Below are 17,951 nucleotides of genomic sequence, written 5' to 3' on the forward strand. Positions count from 1 at the left end.
TCATGACACCAAGATTAAAGGTTTTTGTTACACTCATTTTAATGCTGCTTGCGCTTATTGGCAATGTAGTGAACGTGCCGTTGTTCTTTGGTATCCATTTTATTTTTGGCTCCGTGGCTGTTATCGCCGCTATTAAAATAGTTGGTTTTTGGCCTGCCATAGCTGTTGCATTTGTTGGTGGGCTTTATACGTGGCAATTATGGGGGCATCCCTATGCCTTGTTGACCTTTATGTTAGAAGCTGGTGTTGTTGGCCTGCTATTTCGCCGGGGAGTTAGTAATTTAGTTATAGCAGATTTAGGCTTCTGGCTGTTGGCGGGTCCATTCGTGATCTCGCTAGCCTATATGGGTCTGCTGGGAATGGACGGCCCGACTGCTGCCACAATTGGCCTTAAGCAGGCGCTCAACGGTGTTTTTAATGCATTAATTGCCGGCTTGATCATTAAGCTGTTGGTACTCTTTATCCAAAATGGCAAAGTAGCCTGGCTACCCAGTCGAGTGAGACTAAATGAGCTGGTTTTCCATATGCTCGTTGGTTTAACGATGCTTTCAGGTGCAGTACCCATAATACTAGATAGTTACACCCACAAAGTTGAACAAGAGCAAATGCTCGCCGAACAATTGCAGACTACATTGGTAAACGTTGTTAGTGAGTTTCAGCAGCAAACTCAACAGCAAGCGACTCCGTTGGTGCTATTAAAGACTGCACTGCAGGGAGCGAATATGAGCGGGATAGGTATTCTCGACAAGCAAGGCAGTCTTCAGACAGGCGCGGGTGATTTGGTCGCTTTAACGTCTAAAAATGTCAGTCCGGTGAAACGTGTTGATAATTTGTATATTTGGACTCCTGACACTAATGGCAGTCTGGTTAATCGTTGGAAAAAAGGCATTTACCAATATCGATTGTCGGTCAATGGTGTTCCAGGTGTTGCTCAATTAGTCGTTGAGTTACCGGCTGCTTCTTTAGCTTCCCAATTGGAGAGCGAACGAAATTCGAGCTTTTTAATATTAACTATTCTGGTTCTGCTGAGCATTCTTATCAGTTTTCTGCTGAGCCGGGTGCTACTTCGTCCATTGAGAGCACTAAACTCGGTGTCGAGAAAGCTACCTGAAAATATTGAACAGCAGCTAACAACAAAACTTCCTGACACTCGATTAGTTGAATATGACGAATTATCTGACTCTGTAACGACAATGAGCCAGTCGCTTAGAGATGCGTTTAGTAAATTAGAGTCTGCGCGCTCGAACCTTGAATTAGAAGTTGCAGAGCGCACAAAAGAGTTAGCAAAAACGTCATCAATGCTGAGCAATATTCTGGAAGCATCCACTGAACTGGCTATCATTGCCACTGATACTCAGGGAACTATCAAATTGTTTAACTCTGGCGCACAGCGCTTGCTGGGTTATAAAGTGGAATCCGTGGTCAACAAACATACGCCTGCGCTCTTTCACGACCAGACGGAGGTGAAAGAAAGGGCTAAACAACTGACAAAGCAGTTTTCAGAGCACATTGAGGGCTTTGATGTTTTTGTGAAAAAGGCTAACCGCGAAGGGTCTGAAATCCACGACTGGCATTATATTACCCGAAATGGCGAGCGTGTCCCGGTGACCTTGGTGGTGACACCAATTACTGATGAGTCGAATAAGACTGTAGGTTATTTGGGTGTTGCGCAGGATATTACTGAGCGTAAACGTATGGAGAAGATGAAAAGTGAATTCATCTCTACAGTCAGTCATGAGTTACGAACGCCATTGACTTCGGTTAGCGGTGCTCTTGGGTTAGTACTAAGCGGCAGCTTGGGGCACTTACCTGAGCAAGTTGAGACACTGTTGAATACGGCACACCGCAACAGTGAGCGATTATCTCACCTCATTAACGATTTACTGGATATTGAAAAGGTGGCGGCTGGCCAATTGGATTTCGATATACAAACTCATCGTGTTATTTCATTGATTGAGCGAATCATAGAGGAAAATAAGGCGTATGGTTCGGAAAGAAAAATTAAACTTGAACTGGGGAAGTCCGTAAGCGACGTTTTGTTTGAAGTGGATGAGCAGCGGTTTAAGCAAATCATGGCGAATCTTTTGTCGAACGCGATCAAGTTCTCTCCGGAAAATGAAACGGTGACAATAGATGTCGATACTGACCACGACAATGTTGTTATAAGTGTGACTGACCGAGGTAATGGTATTCCTGAAGCATTTCAGCACAAGTTATTTAATCGTTTTTCTCAAGCTGATAGCTCCGATACCCGGGAGAAAGGAGGAACAGGCCTGGGCCTGTCTATAACTAAAGAGCTTGTCGAGCATATGGGGGGTAGCATTGGCTTTAAAACAAAAGAAGGCGAGGGGACACGGTTTTTCTTTAAACTCCCTTTACTAAAAGAAGCAGCACAAGAAGCTGAGCCTCATTCGAAGCAAAAAAAGCAACAAGTGCAGTTCTCAGAAATAACTGAGAACGCACGCAAAATTTTAGTCATAGAAGACGACGAAGATGTCGCAAAGCTATTAAAATTGACCTTAGAGACGCAGAACTATGACGTCCATCTTGAGCACAATGGCCACGCAGCACTAAAAAGTCTTGAAAGTGAGCATTTTGATTTAATAACTCTTGATTTAGGTTTGCCGGATATTAATGGGTTGGACATTATCAGACGCTTAAAAGATGAAGCCGGTACTGCTGACATTCCTATTGTTGTAGTCTCCGGAAAAATTGAAAAAGATCGTTTAGAATTAAAAACGCTCCCCCCCAATGTGGAGTGGGTCTCAAAGCCTATTAAAAGTGATCTGCTTCTCAAGAAAGTACATACGCAGATAGCTAAGCTGGCCTCGCCACGTGTATTGCATGTAGAGGACGATGTCGATTTATCGTCGGTTATTCGTTTGATGATAGGCGAACATATTGAGCTTGATAATGTGTCAAACCTCGGTGAGGCTAGGCGTTTGTTAAAAGCCCGTCACTACGATGTTATTTTGCTAGATATTGGTTTGCCCGATGGCTCTGGTTGGGAGCTCGTTCCTGATTTAAAAGTTGCAAACCCCAATACGGCAATTATCGTTCTTACGGGCAGAGATGTTAGTAAGCAAAAGTCGGATGATGTGGAGGCCGTTTTAATGAAAACGCGGTTGTCAACTGAGGCGCTAATTGACTTGATCCACGCTCGTATTGATACTGATTAGTGGTTAGTCAGCCACCCCGTTTTTTCTACTTGTTCTGCCAACATTGGGCGTGCGCTTAAAAATCCCTGGTACTGGTCGCAACCGATACGGCGAAGAAACTCAAGCTCTTCCTGTTGCTCTACGCCTTCAGCGATAACCTGCATGTGCATGAGATGGCCCAGTTTTACGATGGTATTGAGTAGACGGGCATCCCCCGTTTCCGACCAGTACTGGATAAAAGAACGATCAATTTTGAGCTTGTCAGCGTTAATACGGTATAAGTAGCTAAGTGAACTGTAACCGGTGCCGAAGTCGTCTAATGCTAATGAGAAGCCCGACTCACTGAGTGCATCGAGCATTGGGCCGGCCTTCTGCCAATCAGACAACAGGAGGCTTTCAGTGATTTCCAAAGTCAGGTTTTTAGCATCCAGATTGCATGCTTCGACTTGTGAATCAAGAACCTTGAGAAACTTCGGTTGTTGAATATCTAAAGCTGACAAGTTGAAGGAAATGTATAAATCAGGGTGTGAACTTTGCCACAAAGATAACTGACGAGTCACTTGCTTTATTATGCTCGCTGTTAAATCGGAGATTATCCCGTACTCTTCCATTGGTGGTATGAATTCATTGGGGGTCAATAGGCCTCGTTCAGGATGGTCCCATCGTGCTAACGCTTCAAAGCCAAAAAGTGCTCCTGTTTTGACGCAAATTATGGGCTGATATACCGCTATAAACTCATCTTTATCCAGTGCTTTTTTTATATTCTGTTCAAGGTTAAACCGATATTTCTGTTCCTCCTTCACGGATTGATCAAAATAGACGACTTTGGGACCGCTCAACCGTTTTGCTTTGAATAATGCCATATCAGCGTTATCAATAAGTTCGTCAGCGTTAAGGGTTTTACCAGTTGCAAGGGCCACGCCTGCATCAACGGATAAGGTTGCAGATCCGTGGGATGATATCAGGCTAATTTCATTGATGGCACCGACCAATTTAGTTAGATACAGCTCTAATGCTTGCTGAGAGGTAAAGTCAGCTGTAAAAAGCATAAATTCATCATTGTGTTCACGGCAAAGCTGGCTATTGGGTTGTAGGTACTGGGTTAACTGCCATGCAACTTGCTGTAACACTTGATCGCCGAAGTGCTGACCGTGCAAATTGTTAATAGTATGAAAATTGCGAATATCAATTTTCAACAGAGCGATGGTATTATCTGTACTACTCTTTAGTGTTTTATCAATAGCAGACTTGAGATGAACAAGGCGACCTAATCCGGTTAAAGAGTCGGGAGCTATATCAGCGTTCGAGCCCGTTAGGTTGGATACTCCTGTTCGCAGTTGTCTCCCTTTTACCACCCGAGACTTTACCATCATCAACAGTCGCCATGGCTCGATGGGTTTATGAATAAAGTCGTCGTTGGTGAGTCGAGCGCAGGCAAGCTCGATATCAGTATCGTTAGAGGCCGATATAAATAACAATGGAATAGAGGCAAACTCTTCGTGTTGTCGAATAATTCTGCCAAGCTCTATGCCATCACAGTTTGGCATATTCACGTCGACAAGTATGAGTTCCGGTTGTGACTGGTCCAGTAAGGATAATGCAGCTTCGGCACTAGTGCCCGTCGATACGGTGTAGCCGGCATCGGTAAGTATTGAGTCGTATAAGTCGAGTAAGTGCCTATCGTCGTCGACAATCATCACCCGGTATGGCTCTGCGGGTGCGAGGTTAAGCTCTGAACGGAGTAATGCAATCAACTTTTGGACATCGAGTGGTTTGGTAAGAAAGTGATTGCCACCTGCCCGAACAGCAGCCAAACGAAGATCAAACGAGTCATGTTGAGATATGAATATGACTGGTAAAGGTGCCCCGTCTTTTTGGCGCCACAAACGAACCTGGTTAGCGCCCGCAAAACGTTGTCCGTAAAAGTCCATATCGACGAGCAGCGCAAGTGGCTCGTGCTCACGGATAGTTGTTTCGAGCTTTGTAATATCAGTCTCAATTGTGGCTTGGTAACCATAGTTTGCCAGAGTTTGAGTCAACTTAGCCGAAAAGTGCTCATCGTCGTCAAATATTAGAACGTTAATGTCAGCCTGTTCAGTGTCATTGGGGTTTACCAAACTTTGTTCAGAGAAAGGAACAGGAGTTTGTTTTTCCAGGCAGTGCTTTAATACTCTCAAAAGCTCATTGAACGGCTCTGTTAGTGCCAAACGCAGTTCTTTTTTAGAGAAATTATTACTGGCATCTAAGACGGACTCAAGCTCTTTTGCAACTTGCGATAGCTCCCGGAAACCATAGGCTTGCCCAGAGCCCGCTAACTTATGGGCAATAAGTCGTATTTCTTCGGTTTTGCCCTTGTCGGCGGTCGCATTTAACCAAAGCGCATTAAGACGGTCGTGGTAATCGGCTAAATGAGCTTGGTATTGAATGCGCAATTTATCCAGTTTCTCTTGAGCTGAGCACATTTTTTAATCCCTGAAGAAAAGTTACAGCAAACAACTAAATAACGTTTGATTATGAGTTTAGCGGCAAAGCTCGTTGATATCCAGATTTACGTGTTAAGTACAAAAGTGGCCACAAAATTGATTTCTGCCGTTCTTTTTTGCTTGATAAAGTAGTCGGTCCGCAGTTTTGTAAAGTGTATCAAAATCATCGCTGAACGATGTCGCCACGCCAATACTGACCGTAACGTTCAGGCCCTGAATGTCTTCAGAGCTGAAGACCTTAAGAAGTTTCTCAGCAAATTGGCTGCCAGAATCGGTGGCGCTACTAGTCGAAAAGATGGCAAACTCTTCACCGCCTATACGAGCGGTTAAGTCGTTTTCGCGACAGTACTTTTTAAGTAGAGCGCCAACATCGGCTATCACCTTATCGCCGACAAAATGTCCCAGCTGATCATTGATGTGCTTAAAATGATCAATATCAAGCATCATAAAAGAATAGGATAGGTTATTGCGCTTAGCTTGCTTTATCATAGTGCGAGCGTCCGCGACGAAGGCGCGACGGTTAAGTAATTTGGTGAGTTCATCGGTTTCCGATAACTGCTTAAGTCGCTCAGCTTTATCTTCTAAGTCGTTGCGAAGGTTGATCAGTTCTTGATAAAGATCATCTCTCTTCTGAGCGGATGATATGGCCCAATAAATCGAATCTTTCTCTGCTGAATGCATCACAGCATTAACCAAAACGGGAATTTTATCTCCACTCGGAGTGTTAATGGTTAATTGTATTTCCCTGCAATGCCCTTCATGTAAAAGCAACGGCATGACAAAGCTTTCAACAATAATCTTAGAGGCTGGAGTTAATATGCTTCTTAAGCACGATAGACTTTCTGCTTTTTGCTGACAAAGCCCGTAAAAGTCCTTATTGCCATGCAGTACGTTATGGTCTTCAGCTGTGGTGACGACCAGTCCGATTGGAAAGTTATCCAGTTGTACTTTAGTCATTTGTCTTTACTCGCTGGCGTATGTCACTTCTAAAAAACGTTTGATGTGCAGAGCAACGTCTTGAGGATGAGTCATATGTAAACAGTGGCCTTTTCCTTTTATGACCTGTAACTCACTGCCAGGTGTATGTTTTTCCATGTACTGACCCACAGATAACGAAGCTAAGGCATCGTTATCACTTTGTAATAGCAATACCGGATGCGTATTTTCGGGAAGTATCGTTCGATGGTCAGAAAAGAAAGTAGCCTTGGCAAAATTCTTAGCTGAAATTGGGTTGGTCGTGCAAAAACTCTCCGTCAGCTCATTTGTCACGGGGTGGCGCTCCGTGATTCCTGTTACCAAAGGGGCCAGGCACTCCGCCCAGCCAATATAATTTTTATCCATTAACTCGATGAGTTCGCTTAAGTCATGCTTTTCAAAGCCACCTTGGTAACTCGGGTCAATATTCAAAAAACAAGGGGAGGGGCAAATCATAATCAGGGCGTTGATTCTGTCATGAATGGCTCGTGTAGCAAGTAGACCTATCGTACCGCTGACGGAGTGACCTATAAAAGATACATTCTGTAGGTCGAGTACCTTGCATATATCGACAATGTCCTGAGCATAACCTTCTAGGGAGCTGTATTTAGAGGTTGAATACTCCGCCATACTCGCTGCCCCAGAGCCGACGTAATCAAAAAGCACTAATTTGTAGTCATCGGGCAGCTCTGGTATGAGAAAACGCCACATTGTTTGATTGCAACCAAAGCCATGAGCCATCATTATGACTTTGTCGCCAGATCCAATTATGTTGACGTTATTCCGATCAATAATATGCTCGGGGGTAAGCATGCAAATTCCTTTGTAGTGATCCAGTACTATAAATATGCCGACTGACCCGATAGTATACAAGAAGGGAACACTACTTACTAATAAAGCCAGGTCAGTCTTAACCCCAGTATTGTCGCATCGTGACTGCTTAAACTATCGTACAGGGCGAAGCCGCTATTCATAATTCGCTGTAGGGTTCTACTCAGATTTTACGGACACATCCAAAACGAGGCATAATATGCCCATAAGGAGTGCTCATGACCAAACGAAGAAAATAGAGAGCATGTTTTTCTACGCTCTAAATTTCGACTAAACAATGTTGCTTTTAACTTTTCTCTCATGAATCTGAAACAGGTGGAGCTTGAATTGTGGTGTTAGTAGAACAGCTTAAATGATTATAATAAACAGCCCGCTTATGGCGCGCGGGCTTTACTCTATCTAACAATGAGAATCAGAACGAATACCGGAACGAAGCGTTCAGCGTATCAATATCTAAGTCAACATCGCTTGGTCGATACATCTCATATCCCACACCAACCGAAATGTTGTCGGTAAAGTAATAAAACGCATCAGCTTTTGCACGTACTACGTCATCACTGTCAATATTCACTTAGTCGACTTTCGCACTCAGCTCAAATGTGGATGTAATCATTGAGCGAACACCAACGCCAATACCGAACCCTGTCTCATCATCAGAAGCAGAAAACCCACCTGATGAACCTGAGACATCCAGACGCTCCACTGATGCTGTGGCAAAAAGGTCAGTATTCTCAGATACGCCCCGATAATAGCCGGCACCGGCAGAAAGCATATCTAAATCAGCACTGGCACCGTTTGCGTCCTCTGAAACAGCCTTGTAATCCGCAAATAGCACCCAGTTGTCGGCAACGCTAAACGAACCGTTTAAGCCGAAGCCGTCGAATGACGCTTCGCCAATACCAATATCGATATCGGTATCCAAGTATGAAGGCGCTAATTATTGCAGTTGTGGCGTACGTGGCAGCAAGTCCTTATATCACCGTGTCCCAAATGAGAACTGCGGCCGAGACGGGGATAGCGAGGCGCTTTCCAAATATATTGATTTTGCAAGTGTGGGGCAAAGCCTCAAAGCATAAATAAACATTATGCTTGCCGAAAAAGTGGCGGAAGACGAGGAAATGCGAGATAACCCCCTTCGCCGCGTTAGGCGCTGCGCTAGCATCGGCAATGGTAGACAAAATCGTCGATGTTTATGTCACCCCTGCGGGTATTCGACAACTGATGGCGAGCAAGCTGAATTTATCTTGCGCCGCCAAGGTTTAACAGGCGGGGTATTGACCGATATTATTATTCCACAAGACTTATAGGCCTATAAATAGGCCAGATTTGGTAAGGTTGTTGCTTATAAATTTAAATATGCAAAAGCGCATAGTATGCTCGGCCAATGAATGATTCAACAATTGGCTGTATGCAACATCAGTACGATAAACCCATTTAGCCAAACACATTACTTGAGCAGATTAAAGTCGGCTCTGAGCGCTGGCTGATGCCATGGCACAAAGGGTTGAAAGTACCGACTAAGCCGGTAACAGGGAACCTGTTTAAAGTTTGCAATGCAGACATATTATGGAAGCCGGCTATTCAAAAGGCCGTCTGTTCATAAAGAATGGGCAACCCTTAAGCAGCGGCGCAAGCTAAAAGGCAAAGCGTCTAACATGCTTGAGGTATAAATGCTCTAAATAAGATAAGGGATGAATAAATGAAAACTTATTTCATACGACATAGTTCAGCGCTGGCAATTGACAAAGCGACGATGGATGAGCTTTGGCAGCAAGACCGAGTTGCTATTCACTACCCCGTGGATAATAGCGGCAACTTCGGCGATTTTGATTCGGAGAGTCTGGATCCTGATGATTACTCTGGTTCAGCTAAATCAAACTTACAACGGTTTAAAGATTTAGCACGTCATGGGGGGTATGTTTTTGCGGCTTATCGAGGCAAGCCAGGGGGAAAAGTTGGCGTTGTTGAACCTGGCAGCAGCGTTGAAATTCATCGGGGTAAATGGAAGCGAAAAGGTGATTTGCCAGCGCGTGAAGCCATACTTAAATCAATCAAGCTTAACAATAAAAAAGCGCGTGAATTAAATGCGGGGCAAGCAATATCGCTAACTGCGGTTCAGCCTCGTCAGGGCACCTTTTGTCAGTGGCACAAAGTAGGCTCGCGGGTTGCTGACTTGGTCGAAGGCAATAAAACCATTGTTCTTGGTAGCTTAACACCTGACCTACAGGAGGTGATGTGCATGGAGTACATGCGCACACAAAAGGCTGCAGAAAACGGCTTGCCGCAGCTTGAGTATACTGTAATGCCGGTTGGCAGAACCATGAAAGACATTGATATCTTGGGCGTTGATAAGCACGGAAAAATGGTTTCGGTGCAGGTCACTTTTGAAAAAATAAACCCAACGGGAAAAAAACTTCAGAAGCTTGATCAGTACCGCATGTCGGGTCACAAAACCGTCTATTTTTGCAACTGCGACACAACAGACATTGTTAACGGGCACTTAGTTTATCCACTAAAGAACGTATTTACGGAGTTCTGTGAGCATACACAGACAGGAAAAAAGTGGCTGCAAAACGCCACATTACTGTAAAAGATTTGTAGATAACCATAGCGGCTCACGCTCAATTAGCCTACTTGGCAACGACATAAGATGTCGCAACTGTACGTTATGCTAGCCTCACAAAGTAAACTAAAATGTGGGGTGCCTATGAAACAACTAAACAAGGTTCAGCTAACTGCCGATAGTCCCAAACTACCGGAATTACCTATTAAGGTTGGTATCAGCGACGAACACACATTTGAATATGAGTGGATTCCCCTTTCCTTTTTTTGGCTAGCTCGCTGCCTAACTTTGGTAAAAAAAGATGATGCGCGCCGAGGTATGGGGTCGTGGCTTAATGAACTTGCAGTGTTGTATGACCTTCCTGACAACTTGTTCGAGCAGTTGGTTGATTTCAGTCGAAATAATAAAGACTGGCGAGTTCGTATACCAGAGGTTTTAGGCGCACGAGCTCTCCAGCGCCGGCTTGATTTATCTGATGATGAGTATCGTTGTGTCGTTTTTTCTTACCTGTGCGGTAACTCCAGTCTGCTTGCCGCGATGCTTGATATGATCTATCGATACTTTGCTTACTGCGGTGATTTTAAGTTATTAAGTAAAATCATTGGAGTGAGTACAATGACTCTCGACCAACTTAATACAATGAAACACTCTCTTTTGAGAAAAATGAAGATAATAGAGTCGCCTGAGCAGTTTGGGGCGGAAGTTTTTCGTATGAGCAAAGAGGTATCAGGCCGGATTCACGCATGCCAATCTATGGAGGATGACGTGTTTAAAGGCCTTATCAATTACGCGCTTCCAGAAACAATTAAACTTGAACAGTTCCGCTACTTAAATGATGAGCTTGCGTTACTTAAAGGTTGCGTGCGAAAAACAAGTGAGGGGCGCTCTGAACCAATGAGTATTCTGCTGGTAGGTGCCCCCGGAACTGGCAAGACGAAACTAATAAAAGCATTAACGGAAGATGCAGAAGTCGATTTAGTAGAAGTTCCGTTTAAGGAAGCTGATAGTAATGGTGATTATGGAAAGCTTCGCCTGGCAGAATTTGACCGCATCAGCCAAATGTTAAAAGGCGCCGCCAGTAGCCATATTTTATTCGACGACGCCGGAGATGCCTTGCGTGAAAGTAAGTTTGATGGAAGACGAAAAGCTTGGATAAACCGTTTATTAGAATATCGGCACACCACGGCTTACTGGATTTGTGCCAGCGCCCAGCATCTTGACCCTGCTTTTTTAAGGCGGTTTGACTGTATTATCAATATCAACGAGCCTGACTTTTATTCGCGTATGAAATTATTGAAAAAATCTTTTAACGACCAAAATGTTAACTCTGAAATTATTGAGGCGCTGGCATATACTGACTCTTTAACGCCAGCTAAAATTTCTCAGCTGGCAAAATTAGTTAGTCGATTTTCAGATCAATATTTATCTGCTGAAAAAATTATTGAAATGAACATGCCACAGCTACCACAGGTATATAGTCCTGAGTTAGGTCACTTTGATATGAGTGTTGCTCAACTCGACGGCACTATTTCCAAGGACAAGCTAGAGCGACTTTGCAAAGAAGGTTCAAATGTTAGTCTGTTGATAAATGGCATCAGTGGCAGCGGAAAAACAGCGTTGGCTCGTTATTTGTGCCATGACTGTAACGGCAGTAACTTATTTTTCAGTGCTGCTGCAATTATTGACTGTAGCCCTGAGATACTTGAGGATAATCTTACTCACATGTTTAACGTTGCAGCACAAACACAACGACTCCTGGCAATTGACAACTTCGATCATGTTGTAACGGCAATAGAACGTCTGATGCCATCACCTCAGAGTACGCTTCATCTCTTGACCCAGAGAATTAGAACAGCGAAGGGACCGATAGTCATAACGTTAGACAATGCGCAAAGTTTAACCCAGTATCCGACAATAGAAAGTGCGATAGATTTGTCCGTGCAAATGAAAGCATGGGCTACAACGGCGATCAGGAAGAAAGTCAGTCAGTGGGCAGCTGTAAATAGCTTTAAAGTTCCTACAATCGATGAATCTGCTAAAGCGACACCACGACAAGTTATACGTGCCCTACGTAGCTGTTTGATTCAGGAGAACGAAGAATGTCTGAATTTGTAATTTCCCGGGATGAAAACATCGGGATTTTTTGGATGGTCGACGGAATGGTATTTGGTGAGCGAACTACGATTAGCGAGGCATCGCAATCTGTTGATGGTTTAATGGACTCTGACGCAACTCACGTTGCGAGCTGGAGTAAGCATTATCAGTTTCGAGATCGTAATCCTGAGCTCGCGCATTATGATTATCAAGATTTGCCTCGCGGACGGGTATTGTATCAAATGAATAAACAACGCTTTTTAGTTTATTTAGATAAAGCACTAATGAATAAAAAAACAAAGCCGCCATTGCTGAATACTTTGGTTTTGCAATGCAAAGGGCCGATTGGCAAAGTGACTTGCACTACACGACCGACCCTGCGGCATTGGCTAAACTATATTCGAAGATTAAGCAATGACTTGTTCTCACTTCATGCCCTCGCTTCATTCAGTCGGTTGAATTGAAATGCGATGATTTTTTACATACAAAATGTGGGGGGGTAACTCTATGCTTCGATAGTTATCGATGAGTGAGTGCAGATAAAAGCCCACCTCTTGCTGAAAACATTCTATTTTTTTAGCGCTGTAGCCCGATAGTCGGTACTCTGCATATAGGGCACTTTCGTCAGAATAATCATAGGTAATAATTCCCTCCAGCCCATCGAGAGCGTGATAAAACTGTTTAGATAAAGCATCCAACCGAGACTGTAACCATAAACGCGCAGGATTTGGGAACTGGCAAACTAACTTCTGATTTGCAGCGTGGTTATTACTGCCGTTTTCAATATCTTTTTTGGTCATATTATAACACCTGTACTTTTTTGGATTAGCTCAGTACAGACGTTTGAAGTGATTTTAGAAGCCTCACCAGTTGTTAGGAGCCAACTTTATACGTTATAAGTCTGATAGTTCTGTAACGCATTTTTCAAACTCGCTTGTATCTCTTTTCGAAGTTCGACGGGTTCAGCAACTTCTATTTGATCGCCCTGAGATAATATCCACCAGCGCAGTTGCCATGAATCAGCGACAGTTGCTACCAGGAGGTTAGTAGATGACGTTGTAGTTATTGCCTGATCAGGGCTGAGAGGAGTTTCCTTTAAATGCATAGTCAGGTTATCGTTAATTCGTGCTCGCAAACGAAGCTCTTTACCGTCAGAAAATTGCAATGCTCCTTGTTCTAAGTAGGTCGAAAGTTTAAACCCCTCAGGTGGCTTGGCAGCCTTGTCTTCAACTAGGTCAGCTTTAACCATTCGATGAATTGCAAACAGCAACACGTCCTCGTATGGATCAACGCGAGCAACCACATAGGTACTGACCCCGCGCTGAACTAGAGAATCCGAGTGTTGCTGTAGTTTTGATAATTTTTCTTTTGCCTGATTTAAGCGGGGGTCAATGGACTGTAATACGCTCTTTGGTACCAGCGGTTTTAACACTTTTTCGACCATTGTCAGGGATAACGCCTCTGCTGCAGAAATCGCCGGAATATCAACACTGGCTCCTTCCATCCAATGCCAGCCATAGGGCTTCCCTTTATCGTTACACACCAAAGCAAAGGATTGTGACAGCTGATCAAGGTCGCGTTCAACTTGCCGCTTAGAGACACCGAAGTCCTCGTCATTTAGCTGTTGAGTAATTTGCCGGGCGGGCGAGTTGGAGTTGGTAGCAATTTGAGCATTTCCCACTGCCTGACTAGTGTTTGCCGCGATCCCTGTGATGTCATTGTCTGGGGCCCATGTTTGTAGTTTGGAGAATAGCTTTTAAAAAGCCGGATACAATAGCTAGTTTACGTTCTATCCTTGAGTCACGAAAGTATTTCATCGGGTAGAGCTCAAATCATAGGCTTCTAAATTGCCATAACACGTCTGTATTAGACCAACTAACAAAGTACAGGTGTTTTTTATGGACTATTTAATTACCCAAAACCACAGAAACGATTGCGCTTTTGCTCATAAGTCAGTCTTTAGGTTACTAAACCTAGTGTGTGTGCCCTCAGTTCCGATTCGATATGTTGAGCAATCAGTTCATTGAGTTTCCGCATAGGTTCTCAGGTAACTCATACAGTATAGCGATTTGATTCAGACGCATGGTATACCATCGACGCGCTTGGTGGTCGGTCACTAAAGTTAGGCTAGGGTAGTCTAAGGTTGAGACATTTCGTATCGTGGTGAATCAGGATGAGGTTAAGTATTTTATACTCATTATCAGTCGAGTCGTTTTTCTTCTGAGGAAAAAACGCTCGATGTTGAATTTAAAGAAAGAAGATTGGCAGCAATTTTGCCAAAGCTCCGTTTATATTTATGATAAATCGTCTGCTTGTGGTTCGGTTTATATTAAAGACGTAGCTAAAAGGTAACGGAGGGAGTCATCCCCCCGTTGAAGAAGAAATTAGCAACGCCAACAGTGTTAATTAATGGCAAAATTTGTATTGATCTTAATCCCACTTCGGAGCGAAATCCGGATCAATTATCCGCTCGTTTTGATCGAGCGCGGCGATATCTGCCATATCCTGCTCTGTTAGCTGTATTTTTTGCGCTTTTAAATTACTGCGTAAATGCTCTGTTTTAGTGGTCGAAGGAATAGTAACAAAGCCTTTATGCATCTCCCAGGCAAGTGCAACTTGAGCTGCTGTTACATTGTGCTCACGAGCAATGGCTTGCAAAGTACTGTTTTCAACTACTTTACCTTTGGCCAGAGGGAGGTAAGCGGTTACCTTAATGTCTTTATTTTCGCAGGCGTCAGTAACTTTCCGGTTTTGCATAAAGGGATGAACTTCAACCTGATTGGTCATAATATTGTCGGCACCGACATGCTTAATGGCACGCTCCATTAAACTGGTGGTGAAATTGGAAACACCAAAATGCTTAATTAAACCCTGTTCACGGGCTTCAGTAAGAGCATCCAGGGTCTCTTCCATAGGCACTTGGTCGTTGGGAGACGGCCAGTGGATAAGTGCAAGGTCGATACAGCTGCGTTGCAGTTTATCTGAACTTTGCTTAAGGCTATCAAGTACCTTTTGGTGTTTAAAGTTATCAAACCAGACCTTGGTGGTGACAAATACATCGTCGCTGCTAGCATGCGCCAAAGCGTTGCCAACGTCGGCTTCATTCTCATAAGCCTGGGCTGTATCAATATGTTTGTAGCCCATCTCAATGGCTTCCGTAACCAGTTCAGTTAATGTTGGACCTTTAAGACGAAACGTTCCCATGCCGAAATTAGGTATCATAATGTCTCCTTTTTAGGTTTCAGTCTTTACTCTTCAAAAACCAGTGCGTCAGGGTCAGCACCGAGCTCTTTAAGGACGTCCATAATGCTGTCATTAAACGCATCAGGGCCACAGATGTAAAATGCCTGGCTGAAATCGTTAATGTGTGACTTCAAAAAGTCCTTATCGAGTTGGCCATCTAAAAAGATATGATCGCCAGAAGGCTCTTCGTGGGTGATAACGTTGATAAATTGGCTGCCTAAGATGGACTCAAACTCGTTCTTAAGGATGATATCTTCTTCGGTTTTATTGGAGAAAATTAACTGATTGTTACCAATTTCGCCTTTGTTATGTAAGTCACGTAAAATGGCAATGAACGGAGTGACGCCAGCGCCACCAGCCAGAAAAATCCCTTCTTCTTTATACTCAATGGTGCCCCAGGGGTCGCCGATGATCAGCGCGTCACCCTCAGTTAACTGGCCAATCTGCTCTGTTACTCCGTCGTGATCAGGGTAGATTTTGATAATAAACTCTAACAACGAGTCACTCTCCAGTGAAGTGAAGGTAAAGGGCCGCTTCTCATCAAGCCATCCATCGCGATCCACGGCAACTTCAGTGGCCTGACCGGGCGTGAAGCTATAACCCGAAGGCTTTTCCACTCGGAGTCTTTTTACATCGTGGGTAATGTCAGAAATATCCTTAATGACTACTGTATGGCTCATGTTATACCTCACAGTGATTGTCGAGCTGATATTATTTATACTTGATAAAGATAGTAAAGGATCGCTGGTTTTGCTTTATAAACGCTATCTTTAGGTACGAGCCAGCGCACAGCACTCATCGGCAGGGCTAGGTTTACTATACCAAAAGCCTTGTATCTCATTACAACCAATTCGACGTAGATACTCACAACTTTCTTTGTTTTCAACGCCCTCTGCAACAACTCGGTAGCCTAACTGTTGCGCCATACTCACCATAGCGTTCACGATTGCCTGATTTCGAGGCTTTTGATCAAGGTTAAAAACAAAAGCTGTGTCAATTTTAACCACATGTGCCGGAACTTCTTGTAAGTAGGTCAATGTGTTGTAGCCGGTACCAAAGTCGTCAATAGCAATTGATACACCTGCTTCAGCAAGCGTTTTTAATTGTTTCATTGCTTGTTTACTGTGGCTTACAATGGCGCTTTCGGTAAGTTCAAGCTCGAACCAGCGAGTGTCAATATCAGCTGCTTTCAGAGCCGATAATATGCGTTTTGCAAAGCCGGCTTCATCCAGATTATTACCAGAAATATTCATCGCTATTTGCAGTGAACAACCTTGCTGGTGCCACAGGTTGATTTGCTCGATACAGCGCTGCAATACCCAGTGGGTCATTTCCCGTACCAATGACGTACTCTCTACCAGAGGAACAAACTCGGCTGGAGAAATCGTGCCCAGGGTAGGATGTTGCCAGCGTATCAGTGCTTCTACCGAGTGACATTTATTGTCGCTGAGAGTTAATCTGGGTTGAAAATACAGGAACAACTGTTCATTACTTTCCAGTGCCTGACGAAAGTCGTGCAAAATAGTAAAGCGCCGGCGATGCTCTGCATCCATTTGCTGAGAGTACAGAACTACGTCCTCACCGGTCAGGCGCGCGTCCTGACTGGCGCTGTGTACTGTGCGAATTATGTCCGCGCCAAAGGCATCGCTAATTTCGAATGGCGCAATTCCAATGACTGGAGTGTGTAATAAAGGAGAAGACTCACCCAACACCACGTCGTTAACTAATTGCCACAAAGCTCTGGCTGTTTTATTAATGTCTTCGTCATTGTCGTCGACTAAGTACAAATATTCACAGCCACCGATGTAATAAAGGCGATCGCGGTTCTGCAGCTGTTGTTTCAGGTAGTCGGCAATGTCGTGCGCTAGGTTGTCGAGGCTTGGCAACCCAACTACTCGCTGTAGTGAACGGAGCTGGTTTTCGTCAAATAGATCCACATGCAAGGCATAGCGGAGCCCGCTTTGCTCTGTTTTTAAATCTTCAATGTCTTCGACAAATTGATTGCGGTTAGGCAGTCCTGTTACGGGGTCTATTCGCCCGAAGGCGTGTTGCAGCTCTATCTGGTCCATCACCATAGCAGCCATGTCCTGAAGCAGGGCACGCTCGTCGTCGTTTATTAGGCGGGGTTCGTTACCAAGTACACACATAGACCCTAGTGTATAACCGTCACGGGTCGTAAGCGGGGCTCCGGCATAAAAGCGCACACCCGATTCCGCCAGTACGCTGTTTTGATATAGTGGAGAGTCCTGCAAGTCGGGCACGACTAAAAAGCCTGATGTATCAGCAACCTCACCACAACAGGCTTTAAAACGAGGGATTTCTGTATGTTCAACACCAACGCGAGATTTAAACCACTGCCGGTCTTTATCTGTTAAGGAGACTGCTGCGATAGGTAAACCGAAAAGTTTACTTGCCATACGGGTTATACGGTCAAAACTTTCGCTTGGCGATGTGTCCAATAAATTTAGCTGGCGAAGCGCGACCAAACGCTTTCTTTCATAGTCGTGTAGCATTCAGTGTCCTCAATAGACTGAACACTAATTTTACATGGCTTAATTTGAATAAAAAATCAAAAACTTTAAAAATAGCCGAGGCGATTACTTA

Annotated in this window: 15 protein-coding genes and 1 pseudogene; 6 read left to right on the forward strand and 10 right to left on the reverse strand. The window is 44.1% G+C overall.

Going from position 1 to position 17,951, the window contains the following annotated elements; all coding sequences use genetic code 11:
- The first annotated feature begins 2 nt into the window (after positions 1-2).
- Positions 3-3,179 carry a response regulator gene (locus Q5L94_RS02365; protein ID WP_317496877.1) on the forward strand — a complete coding sequence of 1,059 codons (3,177 nt, stop codon included), beginning with the start codon at positions 3-5 and terminating at the stop codon, positions 3,177-3,179.
- Here the strand turns inward: Q5L94_RS02365 and Q5L94_RS02370 are convergent.
- From Q5L94_RS02370 to Q5L94_RS02390, 5 genes are all read right to left on the reverse strand, one after another.
- Positions 3,176-5,620, reverse strand: a complete 2,445-nt coding sequence (locus tag Q5L94_RS02370; protein ID WP_317496878.1) for an EAL domain-containing protein — start codon at positions 5,618-5,620, stop codon at positions 3,176-3,178. The genes Q5L94_RS02365 and Q5L94_RS02370 overlap by 4 nt on opposite strands.
- Positions 5,621-5,713: 93 nt before the next feature.
- Positions 5,714-6,598: a GGDEF domain-containing protein gene (locus tag Q5L94_RS02375; RefSeq protein ID WP_317496879.1), complete on the reverse strand. Its 885-nt coding sequence runs from the start codon at positions 6,596-6,598 to the stop codon at positions 5,714-5,716.
- Positions 6,599-6,604: 6 nt separating this feature from the next.
- Entirely contained in the window at positions 6,605-7,429 is an 825-nt protein-coding gene (locus tag Q5L94_RS02380; RefSeq protein ID WP_317496880.1) for an alpha/beta hydrolase, read from the reverse strand.
- A 430-nt stretch (positions 7,430-7,859) separates the two neighbouring features.
- Positions 7,860-8,018, reverse strand: a complete 159-nt coding sequence (locus Q5L94_RS02385) for a hypothetical protein (protein ID WP_317496881.1) — start codon at positions 8,016-8,018, stop codon at positions 7,860-7,862.
- Complete coding sequence (locus tag Q5L94_RS02390) at positions 8,019-8,369, reverse strand: outer membrane beta-barrel protein (protein ID WP_317496882.1); 351 nt, start codon at positions 8,367-8,369, stop codon at positions 8,019-8,021.
- Between the two features lie 167 nt (positions 8,370-8,536).
- Here Q5L94_RS02390 and Q5L94_RS14255 point away from each other — a divergent pair, with 167 nt between their 5' ends.
- The 5 genes and pseudogenes from Q5L94_RS14255 (at position 8,537) to Q5L94_RS02405 (ending at position 12,568) form a co-directional block, all read left to right on the forward strand.
- Positions 8,537-8,710 carry a DUF2939 domain-containing protein gene (locus Q5L94_RS14255; RefSeq protein ID WP_411161925.1) on the forward strand — a complete coding sequence of 58 codons (174 nt, stop codon included), beginning with the start codon at positions 8,537-8,539 and terminating at the stop codon, positions 8,708-8,710.
- Positions 8,711-8,900: 190 nt separating this feature from the next.
- A pseudogene (locus Q5L94_RS14260) lies at positions 8,901-9,050 on the forward strand (hypothetical protein); the annotation flags it as partial.
- A gap of 96 nt (positions 9,051-9,146) precedes the next feature.
- Complete coding sequence (locus Q5L94_RS02395; RefSeq protein WP_317496883.1) at positions 9,147-10,037, forward strand: hypothetical protein; 891 nt, start codon at positions 9,147-9,149, stop codon at positions 10,035-10,037.
- A 117-nt stretch (positions 10,038-10,154) separates the two neighbouring features.
- Positions 10,155-12,125, forward strand: a complete 1,971-nt coding sequence (locus Q5L94_RS02400; RefSeq protein WP_317496884.1) for an AAA family ATPase — start codon at positions 10,155-10,157, stop codon at positions 12,123-12,125.
- A complete protein-coding gene (locus Q5L94_RS02405; RefSeq protein ID WP_317496885.1) occupies positions 12,110-12,568 on the forward strand; it encodes a hypothetical protein in 459 nt (152 codons plus the stop codon). Before Q5L94_RS02400 ends, Q5L94_RS02405 begins: the two co-directional genes overlap by 16 nt.
- Here the strand turns inward: Q5L94_RS02405 and Q5L94_RS02410 are convergent.
- From Q5L94_RS02410 to Q5L94_RS02430, 5 genes are all read right to left on the reverse strand, one after another.
- Positions 12,548-12,904: a hypothetical protein gene (locus Q5L94_RS02410; RefSeq protein ID WP_317496886.1), complete on the reverse strand. Its 357-nt coding sequence runs from the start codon at positions 12,902-12,904 to the stop codon at positions 12,548-12,550. The two genes, Q5L94_RS02405 and Q5L94_RS02410, sit on opposite strands and share 21 nt — an antisense overlap.
- Before the next feature lie 86 nt (positions 12,905-12,990).
- Positions 12,991-13,785 (reverse strand): WYL domain-containing protein, encoded by a 795-nt coding sequence (locus Q5L94_RS02415; protein ID WP_317496887.1) that lies wholly within the window; start codon positions 13,783-13,785, stop codon positions 12,991-12,993.
- A gap of 749 nt (positions 13,786-14,534) precedes the next feature.
- Entirely contained in the window at positions 14,535-15,326 is a 792-nt protein-coding gene (dkgB, locus tag Q5L94_RS02420; RefSeq protein ID WP_317496888.1) for a 2,5-didehydrogluconate reductase DkgB, read from the reverse strand.
- A 26-nt stretch (positions 15,327-15,352) separates the two neighbouring features.
- The gene (locus Q5L94_RS02425) at positions 15,353-16,027 is read right to left on the reverse strand and encodes an FAD-binding oxidoreductase (RefSeq protein ID WP_317496889.1); all 675 of its coding nucleotides are present in this window, start codon (positions 16,025-16,027) and stop codon (positions 15,353-15,355) included.
- Between the two features lie 90 nt (positions 16,028-16,117).
- Positions 16,118-17,860 carry a GGDEF and EAL domain-containing protein gene (locus Q5L94_RS02430; RefSeq protein ID WP_317496890.1) on the reverse strand — a complete coding sequence of 581 codons (1,743 nt, stop codon included), beginning with the start codon at positions 17,858-17,860 and terminating at the stop codon, positions 16,118-16,120.
- Between the last annotated feature and the right edge of the window lie 91 nt (positions 17,861-17,951).

Source organism: Idiomarina sp. Sol25, from assembly GCF_033052775.1.
Taxonomy (GTDB): domain Bacteria; phylum Pseudomonadota; class Gammaproteobacteria; order Enterobacterales; family Alteromonadaceae; genus Idiomarina.

Coding starts and splice junctions, on each gene's coding strand:
- Q5L94_RS02375 (WP_317496879.1), bottom strand. CDS start 6,598: ATGACTAAAGTACAACTGGATAACTTTCCAATCGGACTGGTCGTCACC.
- Q5L94_RS02365 (WP_317496877.1), top strand. CDS start 3: ATGACACCAAGATTAAAGGTTTTTGTTACACTCATTTTAATGCTGCTT.
- Q5L94_RS02380 (WP_317496880.1), bottom strand. CDS start 7,429: ATGCTTACCCCCGAGCATATTATTGATCGGAATAACGTCAACATAATT.
- Q5L94_RS02410 (WP_317496886.1), bottom strand. CDS start 12,904: ATGACCAAAAAAGATATTGAAAACGGCAGTAATAACCACGCTGCAAAT.
- Q5L94_RS02370 (WP_317496878.1), bottom strand. CDS start 5,620: ATGTGCTCAGCTCAAGAGAAACTGGATAAATTGCGCATTCAATACCAA.
- Q5L94_RS02400 (WP_317496884.1), top strand. CDS start 10,155: ATGAAACAACTAAACAAGGTTCAGCTAACTGCCGATAGTCCCAAACTA.
- dkgB (WP_317496888.1), bottom strand. CDS start 15,326: ATGATACCTAATTTCGGCATGGGAACGTTTCGTCTTAAAGGTCCAACA.
- Q5L94_RS02395 (WP_317496883.1), top strand. CDS start 9,147: ATGAAAACTTATTTCATACGACATAGTTCAGCGCTGGCAATTGACAAA.
- Q5L94_RS02405 (WP_317496885.1), top strand. CDS start 12,110: ATGTCTGAATTTGTAATTTCCCGGGATGAAAACATCGGGATTTTTTGG.
- Q5L94_RS02430 (WP_317496890.1), bottom strand. CDS start 17,860: ATGCTACACGACTATGAAAGAAAGCGTTTGGTCGCGCTTCGCCAGCTA.
- Q5L94_RS02425 (WP_317496889.1), bottom strand. CDS start 16,027: ATGAGCCATACAGTAGTCATTAAGGATATTTCTGACATTACCCACGAT.